The following is a 19,241-nucleotide window of genomic DNA, read 5'->3' as shown; positions in this document are numbered from 1 at the left end:
TTCGCTGTGCTTTTCGATGCTATCCCATTGCTGCTGTAGACAGCAGAAGTCCCTGCCCCTCATCGCACAGAATGTGGACGGGGACAGGGACTTTGACTACTCGCTATTTATACGGAGTCTTTAGCCTCGGGATTTGGCTCTGAGGTGTTTGAAGACTCCGGGCTTTCTGGTTCCTCTTGGTCACTCCACCTTCCGGTTTCATGATCGAACTCGATTTCATTGCCGTCTTCATCGGTGCGCTGGTACCACTCGGTGAGCTTTTCAGAGCTGGAATCGAAATTGGCGCCGGCTCCGCGTCCGTCAGGAGCGGTACATACTGATAGCTCAAAGTCATCGCCATGTTCTTCGAGGCCTCGAACTACCGCGTTTTGGACTGCCGCGGCTGCATACTTGCGGCGAATCGCTGCTGGGTCAGTCATTAAATCCCTGATGAAGCCGACGGTCATGAATATCAGAACAACAGAGAATGGCAGTGCGATAAGGATTGTCAGGTTCTGCAATGCGGTCAAGGTGGTCACGCCACCGGCCAACAGCATGACGATGGCAATGCCCATCATGCACAGACCCCAGAAGACAACGACCAACTTATTTGGCTCAGGGTTGCCCTTGGAGGACATTGTTCCCATCACGACGGATGCGGAGTCCGCGGAGGTGATGAAGAAAATTGCCAACACGACGATCAGGATGAATGGAGTAATGGCGTTGAGTGGGAGTTGATCGAAAAGCGCGAACAATACTTGCTCATTGCCAGCTGTGCCATCGAAAAGCGGCAAGCCGCCCAGGTGGAAGTTGACGGCAGCACCACCGAAGATGGTGAAAGCCAAAATCAGGATGAAAGTTGGTGCAGCGATAGTGATTAACGCGAATTCACGAAGGGTACGGCCTCGCGAAATACGTGCGATGAACATGCCCACGAATGGCGTCCATGCAATCCACCATGCCCAGTAGAACGCAGTCCAGCTGCCCTGGAAATCGATGGTCTCCTGGCCCCAGGACAAGGACTTGCCCATCATTGGCAGGTACTGGTCAATGTAGGTAGCGATGCCCGAAGGAATCAGGTTGAGCAGGAAGAGGCTCGGGCCGAAGATGAAGACGAATCCAATCAGGCACAAGGTCACCGTGATATTGATATTGGAAAGGTAGCGGATACCGCGGGCAACGCCGGAGACTGCGCTGATGATGAAGCAGACCCCCAAAACTCCGATGATCATGATGACGACGTTGTTGGCGATTTCGCTGGCGCCGGAGATAATTTGCACACCCTGGGAGATCTGCGTTGCAGAAAGTCCCAGCGTTGCCGCAGTACCAAAGAGGGTGGCAATAATAGCCATCATGTCGATGATTCGTCCCACGATGCCCTCGTGTGGCTTCGAGCCCAGCAGGGAGCGGAAAGTCGAGCTCAGCAGCGAAGGTCGTCCGCGGCGGTAGGTCGAGTACGCAAGAGCGCCGCCGACGAGTGCATATAGTCCCCAGATTGCGAGGCCCCAGTGGAAGTGCGACTGGGCCATTGCTTGGTGCAGTGCCGCTGGAGTAGCTGGATCAGCAGTGTGAGGAGGAGGAGACAGGAAGTAGGCCAGTGGCTCGGAGGGGCCGAAGAAGAAGATACCAACACCGATACCAGCGCCGAACATCATGGCTACCCAGGAAAAACGGGAAAACTCAGGTTTCTCATCGTCTTTGCCCAGTGGAATGGCACCGAAGCGGGAAAACGCCAAGAAGAGCATGACGAAAAGACCAAGACTCATGACAAGGTTGAGCAGCCACGCAACATTGTCCATTGACCATGCATAAGCTGATGCGGAAACAGTTGCCACCGATTCAGGGTTGGAGACACCCCAGATGATGAAAGAGACAATAGCGATCGCAGTAGCAGTGAAAACTAGCTTGTCGATGGCAAAAGAGTTCTTTTGATCCTCAACGCTCAGCCCAGGTACTAATCCGGGGTGCAGATCATGCGGGTAGAGTCCGACTGCTGACCTGCGGCCACGCTGCCGCACGGTATGAACAGGCCTTCCTTTTTCGGGATCGGCTTGTTCGGCGGGGTTATTTATGGTGGTAGACACTGAAACTCCTTATGTATTCAGTAGGTCGATTGCATCTAATGCTCTTTGTCGCTGCATTGGCGAGCCGTGCCCACGTCGATGCCCTCGTGGGGTGGCAATAGAGGAAGGAGAAGCCCCCGGGATTTAGTCCATTGGGTCGAGGTTGAGGCTGTCGTAGAACTTGCCAGCCTTGTAAATCAATGGCTCGGATTCACTTGCTTCAGCAGAGAGCACACGTCCGATGAATACGGTGTGGGTAAGCGCCTGGAAGCGTTCCTTGATTTCTACTTCGATAGACGCTGCCGAATTCGTGATCATCGGTGAACCGTAATCACCTTCGTGCCACTCAACCTGTGAGAACTTATCTTTATCGCGGGAAGCAAAGACGCCCAGGGTATCGCGCTGATCGCGGCTCATGATGTTGATGCCCATGTACTTGGAGCGGAACAGCGAAGGGTAAGTCGACGAGGTCTTCTGCACGCAAACCAGAACCAATGGTGGGTCCAAAGACACCGAGTTGTAGGAGTTTACGGCCAGTCCACGCGGAGCATTTTCTTCATCGCGCGTGGTCACCACGGTCACGCCGGTGATGAACTGACGGTTAAACGCCTTGAGTGCCTCCCGGGATGGTTCACCGGAGAAGTCTTCGTTGACGGATTCGACATCAAAGTCATCGAAAGCTGCACGCAGCGACTTCAGACCCATATCCGACAGCAAAGCGTGTGCGTCCCACGTGACGCGCTCGTGGTCGATCTTGCCATCCACGAACGTAATCAGGTTGGAACCGTAGGTGGTTACTTCAGCGCCGGTTGGTGGGACACCACTGAAAGACTCAGTGAAAGTGCCGGTGGAATGCCAGTAGATGGCACCGCGGTCTTCTTCAATCAGAATCTGATCGATGGTGGTCGTCAGATCCGGAAGTGCGGTTCGAATGTCCAAAATCTCTTGTTTCACACGGTCAATGTCTGAAACTTTCTGCGACTGGGTGCCTTTACGGGTGTAGGAATCGGTGATGATGTCGTCGAAAGCGTCGACGTCACCTTCATCCCATGCCTTAGACCAGGCCGCGACGATTTTGTCCTTGATTGGCGAATGCATACATGCCCTCCTGTAGGCCAGTTAACACTTATGTTCACAATGTGATGTGTACATCTGTTGTATGCAACAAAACCATAGCGCGCGTCACATTGAACGTCAACAACGATTTTGAAAATGGCTTTTACCTGCCAATTTGGAAAAGCTGTTGACTTGGACGGTGTGAAGATGTAGCTTTCAGGTATGCAACAAACTGTGATTCAAGGCAATAGGGACCCCCAGGATGAGCCAACTCTCTTTGAGAAGGTGCGCGCTCGTATCCTCAGCGGTGAGTTTGAACCTGGCAGCCTGGTCCCCGAGGCCGGGCTGGCAGATGACTTCGGAGTCAGTCGCACGCCAATTCGGGAAGTCTTGAAGCAGCTCGAACGACAAGGCTTAGTGGAAATTCAGCCGCGGGTTGGAACCTTTGTACACAAGCCAACTCGTCGCGAAATCGCTGAGCTTTTCCAGCTCAAAGAGGTTTTAGAAGGACTTGCGGCAGGGCTTTTAGCTCGTCGCGGGCCGGTGCCGGAGCTTGAAATCTTGCAGCGCAACTGCGAGGAGTCGGAGCTGGCAGTTGAGCAGAATAACTCCAAGCGTTATGCAGAGCTCGTTCACGAATTCCACTGGACGCTGGTCCGCGGCGCTGACAATAAGAAGTTGTATGAGCAATACGAGTGGATGATGCATCAGCTTGTATACCACCAGCTGGTGCTGAAAACAGTGACTAAGCCCAGCCGTTTGTTAGCTTCCAACTCGGAGCACCACCAGGTGCTGGAAGCCATTCGAGAAAAGGATGCCATGGCCGCGGAGTTCGCAATGCGCAGCCACGTGTATACCTCTAGCCAGCTCGCAATGGTTCCCGAGGAAGTGAAACAGACAACGTCAGAACCTTTTTACCTTCACTAATGCGAGACAAAAGAAATAAGCACTGTGCACTTATAAGAAAGGCCGGAATCATGACCACCACGATTGCAACCCAGCAAGAGTTTGTACTCTTGGCTCAGAAGCTGGGAGTACGAAAGATTTCTCTGGTTCGAGATGAAATTAGACAGGAAGCTGGAGTTTCACTCGACCAGCCAATCCAGCAAGCAGCTGCCATTGCTGTCTTGCCGAACCCCTGGGTGGGGAAGGGCGTTGATAGTGACCTTTCCGAAGAAGTAGAAAAGCTGGCCCCAGTACTCGCCAAGGTTTTAGCAGACAAGCTTATCGATGCCCTCGGCGGCGCCGACAACATCGAAGCTTTCGGCAAAGCCGGCCTGGTGGGAACCAATGGCGAGGTTGAGCACGCAGGTGCGCTCATCCACACCCCATACTTCGGAAATATTGTTCGCGAGTTGCTGGAAGGAACTTCCGTGCTGTGCTTTGCAGACGGCCGCGGTATTCCTTCGCAGAGTATCCGTGTTCCTATCTGGCATAAGACTCATGCAACATCGCGCGATCACTATCAAACCATGGACGTGCACCTGGCGGATGCGCCGCATGCCGATGAAATTTGTGTCATCGCTGCAGCTTCTACAGGTACTCGACCATTCCCTCGCATTGGTGACCGTCGTACTGATGGCAATGTCACTACCGAAATTTTGAAAGGACTCATCTAATGGAAATCCGTAAGATCACCACAATCACTGAAGAGATTCTCACCGAAGGCGGTAAGGAAGTTGACCCAGTAATCAACATCGCTGTGGTTGCTGCTGTCATCAAAAACCCATGGCACGGCCAGGGTTTCGTAGAAGACCTTAACCCAGGTATTGACGAAGTCGCATCGGATGTCGGCGCAGTTCTCGCCCCACGCGTGGTTAAATTGCTCGGAGGCAAGCTGGAAGCATACGGCAAGGCAGCTATCGTTGGCCTCGACGGCGAAATCGAGCACGGTTCTGCTCTGATTCACACGTTGAAGTTCGGCAACCACTTCCGCGATGCAGCAAACGCCACCACCTTGCTGCCAGCAGTAGAAAAGCGCGGTACCGCAGGTATCGTCTTCGATATTCCGCTGAAGCACTTCACCGATGCCACCATTCGCTCCCACCACCAGACCTTCGAGTGCCGTGTTGCAGATGCACCACACGCCGATGAAATTCTGATTGCACTTGCTGGCTCTTCCGGCGGTCGCCCACAGGAGCGCCTGGCAGTACTGAGCACCGAGCAGTAATGCCATGAACGCCGCAGCATCATCAGCCAAGCCAACTATTGTTCTCCTCCACGGGGTAGGGCTTGATAAGAGTGTGTGGAAGCCAGTTCAAGAATTACTGGATTTTGATTCAGTAGCGCTTGATCTTCCAGGCCACGGCCAACAGCCACCGCTGACAAGCACCGCAACTTTATCCGAGTTGGGTGATGATGTTGTGGCACGGCTTCCCGAGAGCCCAGTCCACCTGGTTGGGTTCTCGCTCGGAGCTTTAATCGCCTCCAATATCGCTATTCGTTTCCCGGAGAAGATCACATCTTTAACCTGTGTGAACGCAGTATGTGATCGCACTCCGGAAGAATCCGCACAAGTAGCAACCCGTCTTCAAGCTGCGCGCGATGACTTCGCCAACAGCATGAGCATCGCACTAGAGCGCTGGTTCCCAGAAGATACCCCTCAAAACCGCGCGCTGCGCGAGGAAACTGACAAGGTCCTAATGTCCAACGACGTCTCTTCCTACTTATACGCCTATGAAGTATTCGCCACCGGCGATAGGGAATTGGTCGCGAATCTAGCAACCATCACCGCCCCAACCCTGGCTATCACGGGCGAAAATGACCCGGGTTCGACTCCCGATATGAGCTATCGGATTGCGAAGCACATCCCGAATACTCAGGTGGAAATCGTTCCCGAAGCACGCCACATGATGCCAGTAACCCACCCGGACGTCCTGGCTCAACAACTTAACAACCACGTTCAGCAAGCAGAAAGGATAGCGTAATGACTACCCGTATTAATCATTTCATCAACGGAGAGTCCGTAGCTCCCAGTGAGAATGACTACCTGGAAAGTACTAACCCTGCGACGCTGGATGTGCTCTATGAATTCGCGCGCGGTAGCGAAAAGGACGTAGAGCGCGCAGTCAATGCTGCTGACGATGCCTTCCGGAACCCTGCGTGGGCGGGTCTCACCCAGACGCAGCGTGGACATCTTTTGCGCAAGCTTGGCGATGTCATCGGCGAGAACGCCGAAGAACTCGCACGCCTAGAGAGCTTGGACAATGGCAAGCTGCTGCGCGAGATGAAAGGCCAGCTCAAGGGTGTTCCGGAGTACCTGTACTACTACGGCGGCCTGGCCGACAAGATTCAGGGTTCGCAGATTCCAGCGAACTCCTTGGATATCATCAACTTCACCCAGCGCGAACCACTCGGTGTCGTTGGTGCGATTACGCCGTGGAACTCACCGCTGACCTTGACCATCTCCAAGCTGGCGCCGGCGCTCGCAGCCGGAAACACCCTGGTTATCAAGCCAAGTGAGTACACCTCCCGGACCATCGTGCGACTTGCTGAACTCGCCTACGAGGCTGGTTTCCCAGCCGGAGTCGTCAACGTGGTCACGGGCCTTGGCGGGGAAGCAGGTGCTGCATTGGTCAGCAACCACAAGCTCGCGAAGATTTCCTTTACCGGCTCCACCGCAACCGGCTCATCGATTGCCGCACAAACGGCCTCCCGCTTCATCGGCTCCACCCTCGAGCTCGGTGGCAAGAGCCCGAATATCGTCTTCGAAGACGCCAACGTCGCCAATGCCGCAGTCGGTGTCATCGCTGGTATCTTCGCCGCCGCAGGCCAGACCTGCATCGCCGGCAGCCGCGTCTTCGCACACCGCAGCGTCTACGATGAGCTGGTAGAACGCGTTACTGAGCGCGCCTCCACCATCATCATCGGTGACCCGCTCGAAGATAAGACTGAGCTTGGCCCACTGGCATTTAAGTCCCAGCTGGAAAAGGTCGAATCCTATGTCGGCATCGGTGTCGATGAAGGCGCGACCCTTCGCTACGGCGGCAAGCGCCCTGATGTTGGACTGCCAGGCTATTTCTTCGAGCCCACCGTGCTGACTGAAACCACCAATGACATGCGCGTGTGCCAGGAAGAAATCTTTGGACCCGTCGCAGCAATCATGCCTTTCGAAACCGAAGAAGAAGTTCTGCGTTTGGCCAATGACACCGAGTATGGCCTGGCAGCTGGTGTGTGGACCTCCAACCTGCAGCGTGCAATGCGCATGTCGCAAAAGTTGGACGCCGGCACCATCTGGCTCAACACCTACCGCGCGATGTCACCGATGTCCCCACGTCAAGGCTTCAAGAACTCCGGTGTAGGCATTGAGCACGGTCTGGAATCCATCAATGAATACACCCGCCTTAAGAGCGTGTGGATCAACACCAACGAAGACCCAGTAGCTGATCCATTCATCTTGAGGAGCTAGGGACATGCCGTCGATTGCCATCTCCATTGCCAAAGGGCGAACACCGCAACAGATTAGAAATCTGATTGATGCCGTTCACAAAGCAGCCGTAGACACCGTCGATGCGGTCGACGAAAACGTCGTGATTGTGGTTTCAGAAATTGAACACGAGCACTACAGCCGCGGCAATCTCACCATCAAGGAATCGCGAGCAGGCCTTAGCAACACCGCCGAGACTGCCAGCAGCAAATAAACCAGCAATAACAGCTAAGAAAGTAGAGGAGTTTTATAATGCGATTTTCACTCTTTATCCACATGGAACGCTGGGATGACTCACTGAGCCATGAAGAGCACTGGAAGAATTTGGTTGAGCTGGTGCAGATTGCTGAAGCCGGCGGCTTTGGAACCGTGTGGATTGGTGAGCACCACTCGATGGAGTACACCTCCTCGCCGAACCCCATCGCGCAGTTGTCCTACCTGGCGGCAGTAACCTCCAAGATTCGCCTGGGTGCGGGAACGATTATTGCTCCATTCTGGAACCCCATCCGCGCTGCTGGTGAGACTGCTTTGCTGGACGCGCTCAGTGGTGGCCGCGCCGAAGTTGGCGTTGCACGCGGTGCATACCAGTTCGAGTTCAACCGCTTGCTCGATGGCGCTCCAGCTGCCGAGGGCGGCAAGTACCTGCGTGAACTTATCCCCGCGATGCAGAAGCTGTGGGCTGGCGACTACACCCACGACGGTGATATTTGGAAGTTCCCAGTTTCTACCTCTGTGCCAAAGCCAGTACAGACCGCGCCGCCAGTATGGGTTGCTGCACGTAGCCCAGAGACCATGGAATGGGCAGTTGGCCAGGGCTGCAATATCCAGGTCACGCCTTTGATGAAGGGCGATGAAGAAGTCGAAGACTTGATGAACAAGTTCAATGCGGCGCTCGAAGCCAACCCAGAGATTGAAAAGCGTCCTGAGGTCATGGTTCTCAAGCACACTCACGTGCATTCGGAAGATGATCCAGACGGCTGGAAGCCAGCGGCTGAAGCAATCAACAAGTTCTACCGCACCTTCTCTGCATGGGCATTCGGCAAGGAAGACCCAGTCAATGGTTTCCTGGATCCACAGCCAGAAGAGCGTTTCGCGGAGCGTCCTGAGTTCGCGCCAGAGGCACTGCACAAGTCTGCGATGATTGGCACCCCGGACGAGGTCTCTGAGCGTATCGCTCACTACCAAGACTTGGGCTACGACGAGTACGCATTCTGGGCGGACAACTCCATGAGCCACGAAGAAAAGAAGCGCTCCCTGGAGCTATTCATCAAGGAAGTCGTTCCACGCTTTAGCTAGTTCTAATTGGCGTTACGGTAAATCCACAGAGGAGGTAAAAAGATGCTGACCATCAAAGGAAAAGTCGTTCACGGTGACAAGCGCGGACGAGAGCTCGGTTTTCCCACTGCAAATATTTCCATCCCGGAGTCCATGCGCGCTTATGAACATGAACTCGACGGAGTCTGGGCGGGAATCGCTGAGCTCGATGCAGATAATTACTGGCTGACCACTGTATCCATTGGAAGGCGCCCGACCTTCTACAATGCAGATGGCGAATTCCTGATGGAAGCATATCTACTGGATTTCTCGGGCGACCTTTACGGCAAGACATTGAATGTCAAGCTCTATGAGTACCTCCGTGGCCAGGAAAAATTTGACGATATTGATTCCCTCGTGGAGACAATGTGGGGTGATGTGCGCGCTACCCGCGACTTGCTCGGGCAAACCATCAAGCCAGTAGATCTCCACTTCCTTTAGTCCCACGATTAACTTAAAAAATTCTTATATTTTTTAAGCAACAGTCCGTCCCTCAACAAAGACCTTCTTTGGCATAGACCTGTGCAAAGCCCATTCAAATTGGATGGGCTTTTCGCCTCTGTGGGAGACATAGTCAATCTTGCCCAGGAAGGTATAGGCATTAGCCGTACCCACTTCATTCTCGCTATGAAACCGTGTCGCCATGACGATGTTATTTCCGCGTTCTTTGTGGTGGATGTAGCGCTGACCAGACGGACTTGCCAGCGTGGTGCGGTTTTGGGATTCCCAATGCAAAAGCTCCGGCGAGATCGGATAGTCGCGGTAGTCGGTGGCAGCACTTGTGCCTGCTCGCTTTTTAAAGGTCACGAGGAAAAGGTCAGTGCGCAGCTTTTCGATGTATCGTACGCCCTCGCGCGGTAGCGAAATCATGTCTTTCAAAGGTTTATCTTCTAAAGCACCGATGAGCTCCGCCAAGGAGTAATCCGCATGAGACTGCAAGATACTTACCCCAGTAGCCTGCGGAATAACGCGGGAAGCGCTAATGCCGTATTCCATAATCTGGCGTAGTTCTTCGCGCACGGCAGGGAAGCGGCGCAGGAGATTCACGGCATCGGCGAAGCCTGCCGGAAGAAGATTTTGCGGCTGATTCGCCCAGAAAGACAGCACGAACATCCGCGCATAGGAGCGCAGTTCTTCATCGAATGAATCAGGGTCAGGCCCTGCCGGATCCAATACGTGCAGGTAATTTTCTGCCCGCGTGCGGTCATTGATGTGCAACATCGTGCGCAACCTCTTCAGCAGAAACTCTTCCGTTGCGCGGTCGAGTTCTGGAACCGGAAGGAATGCGTCTGTGGCATCGATATTCTCTGTCTCTCGCACCAGCCGAGTCCACGAATATTGATTGGAGCTGCGGGTTTTATACAGGTCAGAAATCGGGATACCGGACTCGGCGAGAAACTCTGAGAGATCCGTGGTGTTAATATCCGCTGCCAGTGCTTTGATTTTCTTCAAAGAACTGCTGGCGGCATTGCGGATATTCTTCAATACCTGCTCTTGGGTTACGCGGTCCAAGCTGATGTTGGATCCTGCAGGCATGGATTTAAAGCCCGCTTCGATTTCCTGGATGAGGTTAGTACCACGCTTTTTGGTGAGTGCTTGGTAGCGCTCGGTGAAATCGAATTGGTTATTTTGCTGGCCGATGAAATCTAAAACCACGCAGGCATCTTTGCCGTGGGAAAGCCTCAACCCACGGCCGAGCTGTTGGATAAATAGCACCGGTGATTGAGAAGGACGCAGCAGCAACAAGGTATTGAGCTCAGGGATATCCACGCCCTCGTTGAAAAGGTCGACGGAGAAGATCGCCTTGATGACCCCGCTGCGCAAATCCGCGATGGCTTGCTGGCGTTGGGCCAGGGAAGTACCGCCGTGGATAGCTCGGGCAGGCAGGCCGAAAGTATTAAATTGCGCGGCCATGTACTCAGCATGCGCGATGGAAACGCAAAAGCCTAGAGCTTTGAGCTGAGAGATATCTAAAACGCGCTTTTGAATCTCGTTGATAATAAACTTGGTGCGCTTTTCACCGGCGTGCACATAAAGGTCACTTAGCTCCGCGGTGTCGTAGGCCTTCTGCGTACGATTCCACGTTAGACCGCTAAGGTCCGTGCCATCGGCGATGCCGTAATAGTGCATCGGCGTAAGCAACTGCAGGTGCAAAGCATCCCACAGGCGCAGCTCATGGGCTACGCGGTAATCGAAGAACTTCTGCACATTCTCGCCATCGGAACGCTCCGGGGTAGCGGTTAACCCGAGCAGTTCTTGAGGCTCAAGATGATCTAATAAACGCCGATAGGTCGCAGCTTCGGCGTGGTGGAACTCATCGATGACGACAAACTCGAAGTGCTTTGCCGGCAATTTATCTAGCACTGATTGCTTGAGTGATTGCACGCTGGCGAAAACAAAGTCCCACTCATGTGGACGCTGGCCGCCCACAAAGAGCTCGCCGAAGCCAGGATCAGATAGAACCTCGCGGTAGGTTCTTTGCGCTTGCTTCAAAATTCTTTCCTGGTGCGCGATAAAGAGCAGCCGCGGGCGCCGTCCCAAAGACTCACTGAAATTCCGGTAATCCAGGGCTGCCACCACGGTCTTGCCCGTACCAGTGGCCGCGACCAGCAGATTCCGGTGTCGGTCTTTAACATTGCGCTCGGCCTCTAATGCTTCGAGCATTTCCTGCTGATATGGATAAGGCTCCACGCGCAGCCCGGATAATTCCAAACGTTCATTTTCTCGCACGCCACCGTTACCGACGCTGCGTGCCTCGGCAAGGCTTTTGTCTAAACGGGCCAAGTCACGGGCAGGTTGAAATTCCACGAAGTGGTTATCGTGCCAGTAGGAATCAAAGGTCTTGATGAACTTATCGATGATTTCCGGGGTCGCAGGGCTCGAGCCGCGCACATTCCATTCCCAACCATCTATCAGGGCCGAGCGCGAGAGGTTGGAGCTGCCGATAAAAGCAGTATCGAAACCAGAATTGCGGCGAAACAGCCACGCCTTGGCGTGCAGCCGTGTGCTTTTGTGTTCGTAGCTCACACGCACCTTCGCTCCATAGCGTTCAACCAGTGCTTTTACAGCAGCTGCTTCGGTCGCCCCGCAGTAGGTAGAAGTAATCACCCGCAGGGGAATTCCATGGTCGCGTAAAAATTCGAGCTGGTCATTGAGGACCGAGATGCCAGAATTTTTCACAAAGGCGCACAACAGGTCCACCGAATCAGCGGTCTTGATTTCGCGGGCCAATTCCGTGGACAGGTTGGTATCACCAACGGCATTGGTAAATAGCGTGCTGGAGTGAAATGGAACCTCGGGCAGGGCGGGCGCTGCGGCAAGTTCGGTATCGAAGATGGCATAGAGCAACTCCTCAGAATCAATGACCTCATCGTTGCCCAAAACCTTGGTGATGGAATTGATCAGTGCCAAACGCTCTGCGGGGCTGTGCAGCTCAGCCAAGCGCTGTTCTAAAACCTTGGAAATACCCCGAGATACAGCCACTTGGTAGCGGTTGGCATGAGTGTCGTCATGTCCATCGATAAGCCGAATGCCAGCAGTCGGGTGCGCGCTCTTCGTGTGCTCCAATCTTTCGCGAACCCGAGCGTTAATGGGGGTTTCATAGACGCCGAAAGGCAAGACGGAATCATCGTGATTGGTGCTCATAGCCGATCCACCACCATGTTCACCGCGGGGATATCGGCGGGTGCCCACTGCAACTTCAACGCTTCTTCTTTTCTCACCCACCGGGTTTGATCATGGTCAACCAGCTGTGGAGTTCCGTCGAGGATCTCGCAATAAAAAGTAGTCAGTTCAATGGTGGCAAAGTCATAAACATGCGTTGTGGTGGTGATCTTTTCACCCACGTGCGCGCGGATGGAGAGCTCTTCGGCGATTTCGCGGGCAAGGGCTTGCTCAGTGCTTTCACCCGGCTCAATCTTGCCGCCGGGAAATTCCCAGTACCCGGCCAAAGATTTTCCGGGAGCTTTGCGGCAGGCAAGAACTGTGTTGTCACGGCAAAAGACGGCGGCCACAACGCGAATGACAGAACTCATTCTTACATTATGGACCACAAACCTGGGTAGGCGCCCGCCACCCCGCACAAACAGCAAGGTCACACACTATTCAATTCCTCACTCTCATCATTTCCTTTATCGCCATCCCGCAGGAATCCCGCAAGCGCATCAATCGCCGCCTGCGCAGCATCATCCTGCTCCGGCAAATAATGCGAATACACCTGCGCCGTAACATTTACATTCGCATACCCCATCAACATTGACACCACAGGCAAAGGAGAACCCGTAGCCAAAAGCCGCGACGCAAACAGATGCGGCAGAGAGTGGAAGTGAATCCGCCTATCCACACCCGTGGCCTTACGCGCCTTGTCCATCTCCCCAGTAATCCGCTTTGCATACAAATTGCAGCCCCTCGCAGATATCAACAAACGATCCTCCGGAGCAGCATCACGCCCAATAAGCGCAGTCGACAAGTCCAAAGCCAAATCCTCAGAAATAGGAATATCCCGCCGCGACTCCTCCGACTTAAGCGGAACAACATTCTCGCCACTCCCACGCTCCGCCTGGACCCGAACACGAATCACACGACGAATAAAATCAACATCCATCACCCGCAAGCCGCAGACTTCACTCGCACGAAGGCCAGCTTCTGCACCAAGCTGCTAAGCCAGGCGAAACCAGCAATCCGCATACTCATCAAGCGCTTTAATTTCTTTCGCCAGAGGGACGTAGAAATCAGTTTCCTCACCTACGTCAAATCCTTTTAGAGTGTTACCTAAAGGTCTGGGAAGCAGACCGTCCTCGTGGGCGCGGTTGAGCACGCCGCGCAGCTGACCAGCTTTTACCTTCACCGTGGATGCTGATAGTTTCTTATTGTTCTTCCACGGCCTGCCATCGCGGAGTTGGATAGCCCAATTCTTGATGTGTGATGCGCGAAGTTTAGATAGCGGAATATCTTTCAAATCCCCCAGATTGCTCTGCAACGACTCTCTGTCTTCACGTGTTCCTTTGTTTGGCGTGAGGTTGATGTATTCATCGACTAGCTCGCCTACGGTGACGCTTGAGTCTGCCGGATCAATCCATGTGCCTTTGTTGATGGATACTTTTTGCTCAGCTACCCAGTCTTCCGCGTCGCGCTCCCGGTCGAAGCTTTTGCTGTGTTCTTTACCGGTGAGGTCACGGTAGCGGGCTACTCACCGTGTTTTTCCTTTTGCCGTGGTTCGTTTCTGCGGAGCCATTGTTACACTTATCCTGTCTGATCGTTTGATGGGTTGGACACTGCCCCTTTTTCACCCGTTATGGTTTGGTCGCCTAGGTGGAAAAGGGGCTTATTTTTCGTTACTGGAGGCTGTTCAAAAGCGCGTCAGCAATATTCCCAGACGACATGTAACCGATGGTGCCGATGATGAGAATCGCTGGAACGGCAATCTTTGCGGCATCCATGGTGGTTCCTTTCGATAGGGATAGGCAAGTTTTACGACGTTGGCAAATCAGGATGGATGATGTGATCACGTGGGGGTTAGTTCAGGGTTTCGCGGCAATACTCTTCGGTGTTACCTGCGTCTAGACAGTCAACCCAGTCGATTTGTCCTTGCACCCAGGGGGATGGGGTTTGCTCGACTGGAGCGAGCTCACAGTCGGCGTAAGGACGTACGCTGCCATCGGTGAACTGTGCATATCCGTTCTCCCAGCAAGAGTTAAACACAGCATTCTCGGCGGTATCGGGGTACGGACTATCAGGCGTGGTGTAGCCCTCTTCCTCCATTTCGGCGTTTATCTCGGCTTCGACTTCGGTGAAGGCTTTCTCCATTTCGACCAGGAGCACGTCAGAGAATTGTGCGGCTATTTGGGCGACTTCATCCCAGGTGGCTAGTTCGGAGCAGGTGCCGGATTCGACAGGGGAGCCTTCGGCTTTTGTCAGGGTGCCGCCGTTACAGAACACGTAGTACTTGCCGGAGGGGTCGGCTATGTCGTGGGCGAGGAATATGCCTACGGTGTCTGAGGTGGCATTGACAGGGGTTAGGCGTGGGTCGCCTGGGTAGTAGTCGCTGGTGGTTGCTGCGGGTTCGATGGTGGGGGTTGGTTCTGCGCTAGTGGTGGGCGCGGCGCTCGACGTGGTGGTGCTTGTTGAACTCGTGGATGCGGTAACGCTCGTGGATTCCAGCGCAGGCGTGGATTCCGGCGCGCTACACGCCGTGAGCAACAATACGGACGCAACGATAGGGAATAGGCGTTTCATAATGCGATTTTGCTTTCGTGTAGGGTTTGCCAAGTTTTGAGGACGTTGACCGTCACGCCCAATTCGTGGGCAAGGCGTCCGGGGTGTGGTCCAAAGGTGGTTTCTAGAAGTCGGTAATCATCGGGGTTGATGAGTAGTTTCGCGGCAAACCGGTCGGCGCGAAGTTCGTGTGCGTCGAAGTGTCCTGGCGGGTCATCGTAATGCGCGTGGCCTAGCTCGTGAGCAAGGGCGCAGAGGGTCTGCACATCATCCATGCCGTGCCTAAGAGTGATGGCCTGCTGCTGTGGTAGCCATGCGGCTTTAGGCCCTTTGGTGTGCCACCGCACCCGGTATCCGCGCTTTTCTGCGGTGGTAATCAGCTTGTCTATCAATCGATCAAATCCTTACCTCGTTCTTCCCTAAGGGCTTGCTCATCATCGGAAGAGTCCGCGGCATACTCGCCATAGTCAAACTCCGCGACCGTGCCATCATTCATATCAAGAGCATCGGACAGAGGGTCTGGGCTGCGGTGATCATCTAAATCGATAACTCCCGGCTTGCCCTCCGCACGCTATAGGCGGCGCGCTTCGGGGTCATGGCGCTTATTCATTTCGGCAAGAATCTGAGAGTTCTTAGCCATTCCCAAGGCTTTCTCGATAGCAACCTCCATGACGGCCGCTTCGTCTACGAACCCCAAGTTGATGAGTGATTGAACTTCGTTGACGTTGTAAGCGCGTGCAATTTTTACAACAAATTCGGCAGTAGTTTTGCCGGTTTTCTCATGCCTTAAGAAGGTCGCTTTGGATACGCCTGCGAAGTCTGCCGCTTGGCTCACTGTAGGGGAGCCTGGGAGGGAGTCTAGCCACTCTTTAATGTTCGTAGGTTCATTATGGACCACCGCCTGGAGTTTGCTGTGATTGAAAGTGCTCTAGAAGGGCACCCCGCAGCGGAAGATGACATTGGCAAAAGGCGTGGTATCGCCGGTGCGAATGATCAGTTTGGCATCGTACAGCGATGCTTTGAGCTCTTCATGGCTGATATAGGTCACCGCGGTATCAGCCAGCTTGCCAGTTTCTTGCACCAAGGAGACAAAGTTCGCCGGGCTTTCCGATGCCACCGTAGCACCCTCCACGACTAGCTCCGCCATGACCGCGCGCATGACATCGTCCATGGAAGGAAGGCCAAAGGTGATGCTCAGATCGACGACTGCGACATCTTCTGGCAGCGGCAGACCCGCATCGGCGAAGACTACCGCGTCAGTGTGTCCCAGATGGGAGAGTGCTTCATTAAGCTGCGGGTTTAAAAGGCCGCGTTTAAGCATCTGTCACCTCACCTAGAACATCCGATGGCCGGGGATATGAAGCCTGCGCACCATTTTGCAGCGTGGAGGTCGCGCCCACGCGTGCAGCAAAAGTTGCTGCCTGCACGAGGTCGTCGCCTTCTAACAAGCGCGCGCACAGCGCGCCGGCGAAAGCATCACCCGCGCCGGTGGTATCCACGGCAGTGACCTTCGGCGTGGGAATATCGATGAGTTCCTTATCCGCTGCCACCAGTGCACCTTGGGCGCCGAGGGTGAGAACAACGGAGTTAAAGCCGGCATCGACAAGCGCTTGTGCGAGATCCTGTGGCGCATCCGACGTCGCTTTGGCCCCAAGCTGGTCCAAGATAAGGCCTGCTTCGTGTTCATTGGCAAGAAGCGGATCGGCTGCGAGCAAGGCCTTTTTATCTACCTCAATAACGGGCGCGAGGTTAACAATAACCCGGCCTTTGGCGGCTGCGACGGCAGCGGCGAAACCATCGGCAGGGATTTCGCCCTGCAATAGCACGATGTCAGCCTGCGCAATCGTTGAGTTACGCTCAGCAACGAAGTCAGAATCGACGTGTGCATTCGCGCCGGGGATGACCACGATGGTGTTCTCGCCATCATCAGACACAGTGATAATTGCAAGACCTGTCGTGTCATCGACTTCGGCGACCTGCGAAAGGTCCACGCCGGAATCACGCAGGTGCTTCAGCGCTGGTTCGACATAAGGATCTTTGCCCACCGCGCCGACAAAGGACACATTCGCGCCCAGGTATGCCGCGGCGACTGCTTGATTTGCGCCCTTGCCGCCGGCGGTAATGCCGCCGCCAGAACCCAGCAGGGTTTCTCCGGGATTGGGGTGGCGTGCCACGCGTGCGGTGAGGTCAGCGTTGATGGATCCGACTACAGTTAAAGTTTTCATACTCAATGAATTTACTTGAACTCGGCGACGTTCTCGTTGGTCACGGTGACAACCTCAACCGGAACTTCTTCCTCAGCGGTGCCGCCTTCTAAGATTGCGGCTGCCTGCTCGACTGCGCGTGCACCCAATTCATCTGGCTGCTGCGCAATGGTGCCCTCAAGCTTGCCGTCTTCGACAGCGGTGAGACCATCGGCGGTGCCGTCGAAGCCGAAGACCTTTACTTCCTCGCCAGCGCGTGCGCCCAATGCTTCAATGGCACCAAGGGCCATCTCGTCGTTTTCAGCGAAGATTGCCTTGATATTTGGGTTTGCCTGCAGCAGGTTAGTGGTGACGTTGAGTCCTTCGGTGCGGTCGAAGTTCGCGGTCTGCTTGGCTACAACCTCAATATTTGGGTATGCAGCGATGCCTTCTTCAAAGCCCTGGCCGCGGTCACGGGAGGCGGAAGAACCAGCGATACCCTGCAGGACCAGGATTTCGCCTTCCTCGCCGATGGCCTTGGCAAGTGCATCGGCAGCCTGCTTGCCGCCGGCAACGTTATCGGAAGCCACGAAACTTGCGACCTCACCGGAATTGGAGGAGCGGTCTACTGCGATAACTGGGATATCAGCGTTGTTTAGGGACTGCACGGCCGAGCCCACGGCATCGGAGTCAGTGGGGTTAACAATGACCACATCGGCGCCGGAGGTCTCCGCGTTGCGCAGCTGGTCGGCCTGGGTAGCAGCGTCATCGGAAGCGTCCTGGATATCCAAGTCGATGCCGAGCTCATCTGCCTTAGCCTGTGCGCCATCGCGCAGCTCAACGAAGAAAGGGTTGGTCTGGGTCGATAGCGCCAGGGTGACCGAGCCGCCGTCAGCACCGTCGGAGCTTTCGCCGCGGTTACATGCAACAGCGGAGACAGAAAGCGCTGCGATAGAAGCGATGGCTAGGGACTTACGAGCAGTGGTGGAAAGAGTAAACATGTGAAAGATTCCTTTGAATTTGGAGGGAGAAAGAAAGCTTGGGTGAACTGAGCGCTACTGCGCAGTCTTATTGCGGATGACGTCGAAGCCCACGGCCAGCGCGATGACCAAACCGATGACGATTTGTTGCCAGAACGAGGATACGTTGAGCAAGTTCAGGCCATTGCGAATAACTGCTAGCAGCAGCGCACCGACGAGTGTTCCGGTCGCGCGGCCTTGGCCACCGGCAAGCGATGCACCACCGATGACTACGGCAGCAATCGCATCGAGTTCATAGCCCACGCCGGCCTGCGGCTGCGCGGAACTTAGACGTCCCGCCATGACCAAACCAGCGAGCGCTGCGAATAGGCCAGAGAGACCAAAGACGATGATCTGGATGCGGCGAACTGGCAGACCAGATAGGCGGGCGGCCTCGAGGTTGCCGCCGATGGCGTACATCGAACGGCCCAGCACGGTGCGCTCCAGAATGAACCAGCACACCAGACCCGCAATCACCATCATGACGATTGGAATCGGAATGCCCGCGACGGTCGAGCCCAACCAGTTAACCGACGGTGCGGTTGCAATCGGGGAGCCATCAGAGATGACCAAGGTGGCACCGCGGGCAATCGACATCATCGCAAGTGTTGCAATAAAAGAGGGGATTTTGCCATATGCAGTAGCGATGCCACAGATCGCGCCGGCGGCAAGGCCCGTGAGAAGCCCGATAATGAGCGATAGCCAGCCCGGCAGGCTCAGGTCCGTAAAGAAAGACGCGGAGACCATCGCACCCAAGGCTGCAACCGAGCCGACCGACAGGTCAATGCCGGCGGTGATGATGACAAAGGTCATGCCGAAGGCCAAAATCGCCACGGTGGCGGCCTGAATGCCGATGTTGAGGAAGTTATTGACGGTTAAAAAGTGCGGGGTCGCGATGAACAAGGCGATGCACAAGATGAACAGTCCGACTAAAGCGCCGTTGTTCATGATCCACGTCAAAACCTTATTCGGTTTCTTCGCAGGTTTT

Annotated in this window: 20 protein-coding genes and 1 pseudogene; 8 read left to right on the top strand and 13 right to left on the bottom strand. The window is 54.7% G+C overall.

All coding sequences use genetic code 11. From position 1 onward, the window contains the following. Nucleotides 1–107 precede the first annotated feature (107 nt). Together C5Y44_RS00975 and C5Y44_RS00970 are read right to left on the bottom strand one after the other, a co-directional pair. Nucleotides 108–1,997 carry a BCCT family transporter gene (locus C5Y44_RS00975; protein WP_233189801.1) on the bottom strand — a complete coding sequence of 630 codons (1,890 nt, stop codon included), beginning with the start codon at nt 1,995–1,997 and terminating at the stop codon, nt 108–110. 189 nt (nt 1,998–2,186) lie between these two features. Then, on the bottom strand, nt 2,187–3,140 hold the full coding sequence (locus C5Y44_RS00970; protein WP_105323272.1) for a flavin reductase: 954 nt from the start codon (nt 3,138–3,140) through the stop codon (nt 2,187–2,189). A 180-nt stretch (nt 3,141–3,320) separates the two neighbouring features. Between C5Y44_RS00970 and C5Y44_RS00965 the strand changes: the two genes are divergently transcribed. Genes C5Y44_RS00965 through C5Y44_RS00930 form a run of 8 tightly spaced genes read left to right on the top strand, consistent with a single transcriptional unit; the run spans nt 3,321 to nt 9,279 of the window. Beyond that, nucleotides 3,321–4,025 carry a GntR family transcriptional regulator gene (locus C5Y44_RS00965; protein ID WP_105323271.1) on the top strand — a complete coding sequence of 235 codons (705 nt, stop codon included), beginning with the start codon at nt 3,321–3,323 and terminating at the stop codon, nt 4,023–4,025. 50 nt (nt 4,026–4,075) lie between these two features. Further along, on the top strand, nt 4,076–4,717 hold the full coding sequence (locus tag C5Y44_RS00960) for an amino acid synthesis family protein (RefSeq protein WP_105323270.1): 642 nt from the start codon (nt 4,076–4,078) through the stop codon (nt 4,715–4,717). Then, nucleotides 4,717–5,268, top strand: coding sequence for an amino acid synthesis family protein (locus tag C5Y44_RS00955; protein WP_105323269.1), 552 nt, complete (start codon nt 4,717–4,719; stop codon nt 5,266–5,268). The genes C5Y44_RS00960 and C5Y44_RS00955 overlap by 1 nt, the downstream gene beginning before the upstream one ends. Before the next feature lie 4 nt (nt 5,269–5,272). Then, nucleotides 5,273–6,025 (top strand): alpha/beta fold hydrolase, encoded by a 753-nt coding sequence (locus tag C5Y44_RS00950; RefSeq protein WP_105323268.1) that lies wholly within the window; start codon nt 5,273–5,275, stop codon nt 6,023–6,025. Next, nucleotides 6,025–7,506: an aldehyde dehydrogenase gene (locus C5Y44_RS00945; RefSeq protein WP_105323267.1), complete on the top strand. Its 1,482-nt coding sequence runs from the start codon at nt 6,025–6,027 to the stop codon at nt 7,504–7,506. The genes C5Y44_RS00950 and C5Y44_RS00945 overlap by 1 nt, the downstream gene beginning before the upstream one ends. A gap of 4 nt (nt 7,507–7,510) precedes the next feature. Continuing rightward, nucleotides 7,511–7,738, top strand: coding sequence for a tautomerase family protein (locus tag C5Y44_RS00940; RefSeq protein ID WP_105323266.1), 228 nt, complete (start codon nt 7,511–7,513; stop codon nt 7,736–7,738). 38 nt (nt 7,739–7,776) lie between these two features. After that, on the top strand, nt 7,777–8,820 hold the full coding sequence (locus C5Y44_RS00935; protein ID WP_105323265.1) for an LLM class flavin-dependent oxidoreductase: 1,044 nt from the start codon (nt 7,777–7,779) through the stop codon (nt 8,818–8,820). A 42-nt stretch (nt 8,821–8,862) separates the two neighbouring features. After that, complete coding sequence (locus C5Y44_RS00930) at nt 8,863–9,279, top strand: riboflavin kinase (protein WP_105323264.1); 417 nt, start codon at nt 8,863–8,865, stop codon at nt 9,277–9,279. Between the two features lie 33 nt (nt 9,280–9,312). On the opposite strand, the gene C5Y44_RS00925 is transcribed toward C5Y44_RS00930, so the two are convergent. From C5Y44_RS00925 to C5Y44_RS00875, 11 genes and pseudogenes are all read right to left on the bottom strand, one after another. Beyond that, nucleotides 9,313–12,483 (bottom strand): DUF3427 domain-containing protein, encoded by a 3,171-nt coding sequence (locus C5Y44_RS00925; protein WP_105323263.1) that lies wholly within the window; start codon nt 12,481–12,483, stop codon nt 9,313–9,315. Next, nucleotides 12,480–12,872 (bottom strand): (deoxy)nucleoside triphosphate pyrophosphohydrolase, encoded by a 393-nt coding sequence (locus tag C5Y44_RS00920; protein WP_105323262.1) that lies wholly within the window; start codon nt 12,870–12,872, stop codon nt 12,480–12,482. The genes C5Y44_RS00925 and C5Y44_RS00920 overlap by 4 nt, the downstream gene beginning before the upstream one ends. 59 nt (nt 12,873–12,931) lie before the next feature. Beyond that, nucleotides 12,932–13,471, bottom strand: a pseudogene (locus C5Y44_RS00915) (tyrosine-type recombinase/integrase); the annotation flags it as partial. Between the two features lie 24 nt (nt 13,472–13,495). Further along, on the bottom strand, nt 13,496–13,795 hold the full coding sequence (locus C5Y44_RS00910; protein ID WP_146108462.1) for a hypothetical protein: 300 nt from the start codon (nt 13,793–13,795) through the stop codon (nt 13,496–13,498). A 557-nt stretch (nt 13,796–14,352) separates the two neighbouring features. Then, nucleotides 14,353–15,072, bottom strand: a complete 720-nt coding sequence (locus C5Y44_RS00905) for a hypothetical protein (protein WP_105323259.1) — start codon at nt 15,070–15,072, stop codon at nt 14,353–14,355. Continuing rightward, nucleotides 15,069–15,443 carry an ImmA/IrrE family metallo-endopeptidase gene (locus C5Y44_RS00900; protein WP_105323258.1) on the bottom strand — a complete coding sequence of 125 codons (375 nt, stop codon included), beginning with the start codon at nt 15,441–15,443 and terminating at the stop codon, nt 15,069–15,071. The genes C5Y44_RS00905 and C5Y44_RS00900 overlap by 4 nt, the downstream gene beginning before the upstream one ends. 179 nt (nt 15,444–15,622) lie before the next feature. Continuing rightward, nucleotides 15,623–15,886 carry a hypothetical protein gene (locus C5Y44_RS00895; protein WP_105323257.1) on the bottom strand — a complete coding sequence of 88 codons (264 nt, stop codon included), beginning with the start codon at nt 15,884–15,886 and terminating at the stop codon, nt 15,623–15,625. A 93-nt stretch (nt 15,887–15,979) separates the two neighbouring features. Continuing rightward, nucleotides 15,980–16,372 carry a D-ribose pyranase gene (rbsD, locus tag C5Y44_RS00890; protein ID WP_105323256.1) on the bottom strand — a complete coding sequence of 131 codons (393 nt, stop codon included), beginning with the start codon at nt 16,370–16,372 and terminating at the stop codon, nt 15,980–15,982. Beyond that, the gene (locus C5Y44_RS00885) at nt 16,365–17,276 is read right to left on the bottom strand and encodes a ribokinase (RefSeq protein ID WP_105323255.1); all 912 of its coding nucleotides are present in this window, start codon (nt 17,274–17,276) and stop codon (nt 16,365–16,367) included. Before C5Y44_RS00885 ends, rbsD begins: the two co-directional genes overlap by 8 nt. 11 nt (nt 17,277–17,287) lie before the next feature. Then, nucleotides 17,288–18,235, bottom strand: a complete 948-nt coding sequence (locus C5Y44_RS00880) for a D-ribose ABC transporter substrate-binding protein (protein WP_105323254.1) — start codon at nt 18,233–18,235, stop codon at nt 17,288–17,290. A 54-nt stretch (nt 18,236–18,289) separates the two neighbouring features. Beyond that, nucleotides 18,290–19,201 carry an ABC transporter permease gene (locus C5Y44_RS00875; protein WP_233189799.1) on the bottom strand — a complete coding sequence of 304 codons (912 nt, stop codon included), beginning with the start codon at nt 19,199–19,201 and terminating at the stop codon, nt 18,290–18,292. Nucleotides 19,202–19,241: the final 40 nt, after the last annotated feature.

It is taken from the genome of Corynebacterium sp. J010B-136 (assembly GCF_002967075.1).
Lineage (GTDB): Bacteria > Actinomycetota > Actinomycetes > Mycobacteriales > Mycobacteriaceae > Corynebacterium.
The sequence above is the reverse complement of the archived record's forward strand: the minus strand, read 5'-3'. Positions and strand labels throughout refer to the sequence as shown.

Excerpts from the sequence above, each read along its gene's own strand:
- C5Y44_RS00960 (WP_105323270.1), top strand. The coding sequence starts at position 4,076 with ATGACCACCACGATTGCAACCCAGCAAGAGTTTGTACTCTTGGCTCAG.
- C5Y44_RS00935 (WP_105323265.1), top strand. The coding sequence starts at position 7,777 with ATGCGATTTTCACTCTTTATCCACATGGAACGCTGGGATGACTCACTG.
- C5Y44_RS00955 (WP_105323269.1), top strand. The coding sequence starts at position 4,717 with ATGGAAATCCGTAAGATCACCACAATCACTGAAGAGATTCTCACCGAA.
- C5Y44_RS00885 (WP_105323255.1), bottom strand. The coding sequence starts at position 17,276 with ATGAAAACTTTAACTGTAGTCGGATCCATCAACGCTGACCTCACCGCA.
- C5Y44_RS00905 (WP_105323259.1), bottom strand. The coding sequence starts at position 15,072 with ATGAAACGCCTATTCCCTATCGTTGCGTCCGTATTGTTGCTCACGGCG.
- C5Y44_RS00945 (WP_105323267.1), top strand. The coding sequence starts at position 6,025 with ATGACTACCCGTATTAATCATTTCATCAACGGAGAGTCCGTAGCTCCC.
- C5Y44_RS00920 (WP_105323262.1), bottom strand. The coding sequence starts at position 12,872 with ATGAGTTCTGTCATTCGCGTTGTGGCCGCCGTCTTTTGCCGTGACAAC.
- C5Y44_RS00930 (WP_105323264.1), top strand. The coding sequence starts at position 8,863 with ATGCTGACCATCAAAGGAAAAGTCGTTCACGGTGACAAGCGCGGACGA.
- C5Y44_RS00880 (WP_105323254.1), bottom strand. The coding sequence starts at position 18,235 with ATGTTTACTCTTTCCACCACTGCTCGTAAGTCCCTAGCCATCGCTTCT.
- C5Y44_RS00965 (WP_105323271.1), top strand. The coding sequence starts at position 3,321 with ATGCAACAAACTGTGATTCAAGGCAATAGGGACCCCCAGGATGAGCCA.
- C5Y44_RS00875 (WP_233189799.1), bottom strand. The coding sequence starts at position 19,201 with ATGAACAACGGCGCTTTAGTCGGACTGTTCATCTTGTGCATCGCCTTG.
- C5Y44_RS00950 (WP_105323268.1), top strand. The coding sequence starts at position 5,273 with ATGAACGCCGCAGCATCATCAGCCAAGCCAACTATTGTTCTCCTCCAC.
- C5Y44_RS00925 (WP_105323263.1), bottom strand. The coding sequence starts at position 12,483 with ATGAGCACCAATCACGATGATTCCGTCTTGCCTTTCGGCGTCTATGAA.
- rbsD (WP_105323256.1), bottom strand. The coding sequence starts at position 16,372 with ATGCTTAAACGCGGCCTTTTAAACCCGCAGCTTAATGAAGCACTCTCC.
- C5Y44_RS00940 (WP_105323266.1), top strand. The coding sequence starts at position 7,511 with ATGCCGTCGATTGCCATCTCCATTGCCAAAGGGCGAACACCGCAACAG.
- C5Y44_RS00970 (WP_105323272.1), bottom strand. The coding sequence starts at position 3,140 with ATGCATTCGCCAATCAAGGACAAAATCGTCGCGGCCTGGTCTAAGGCA.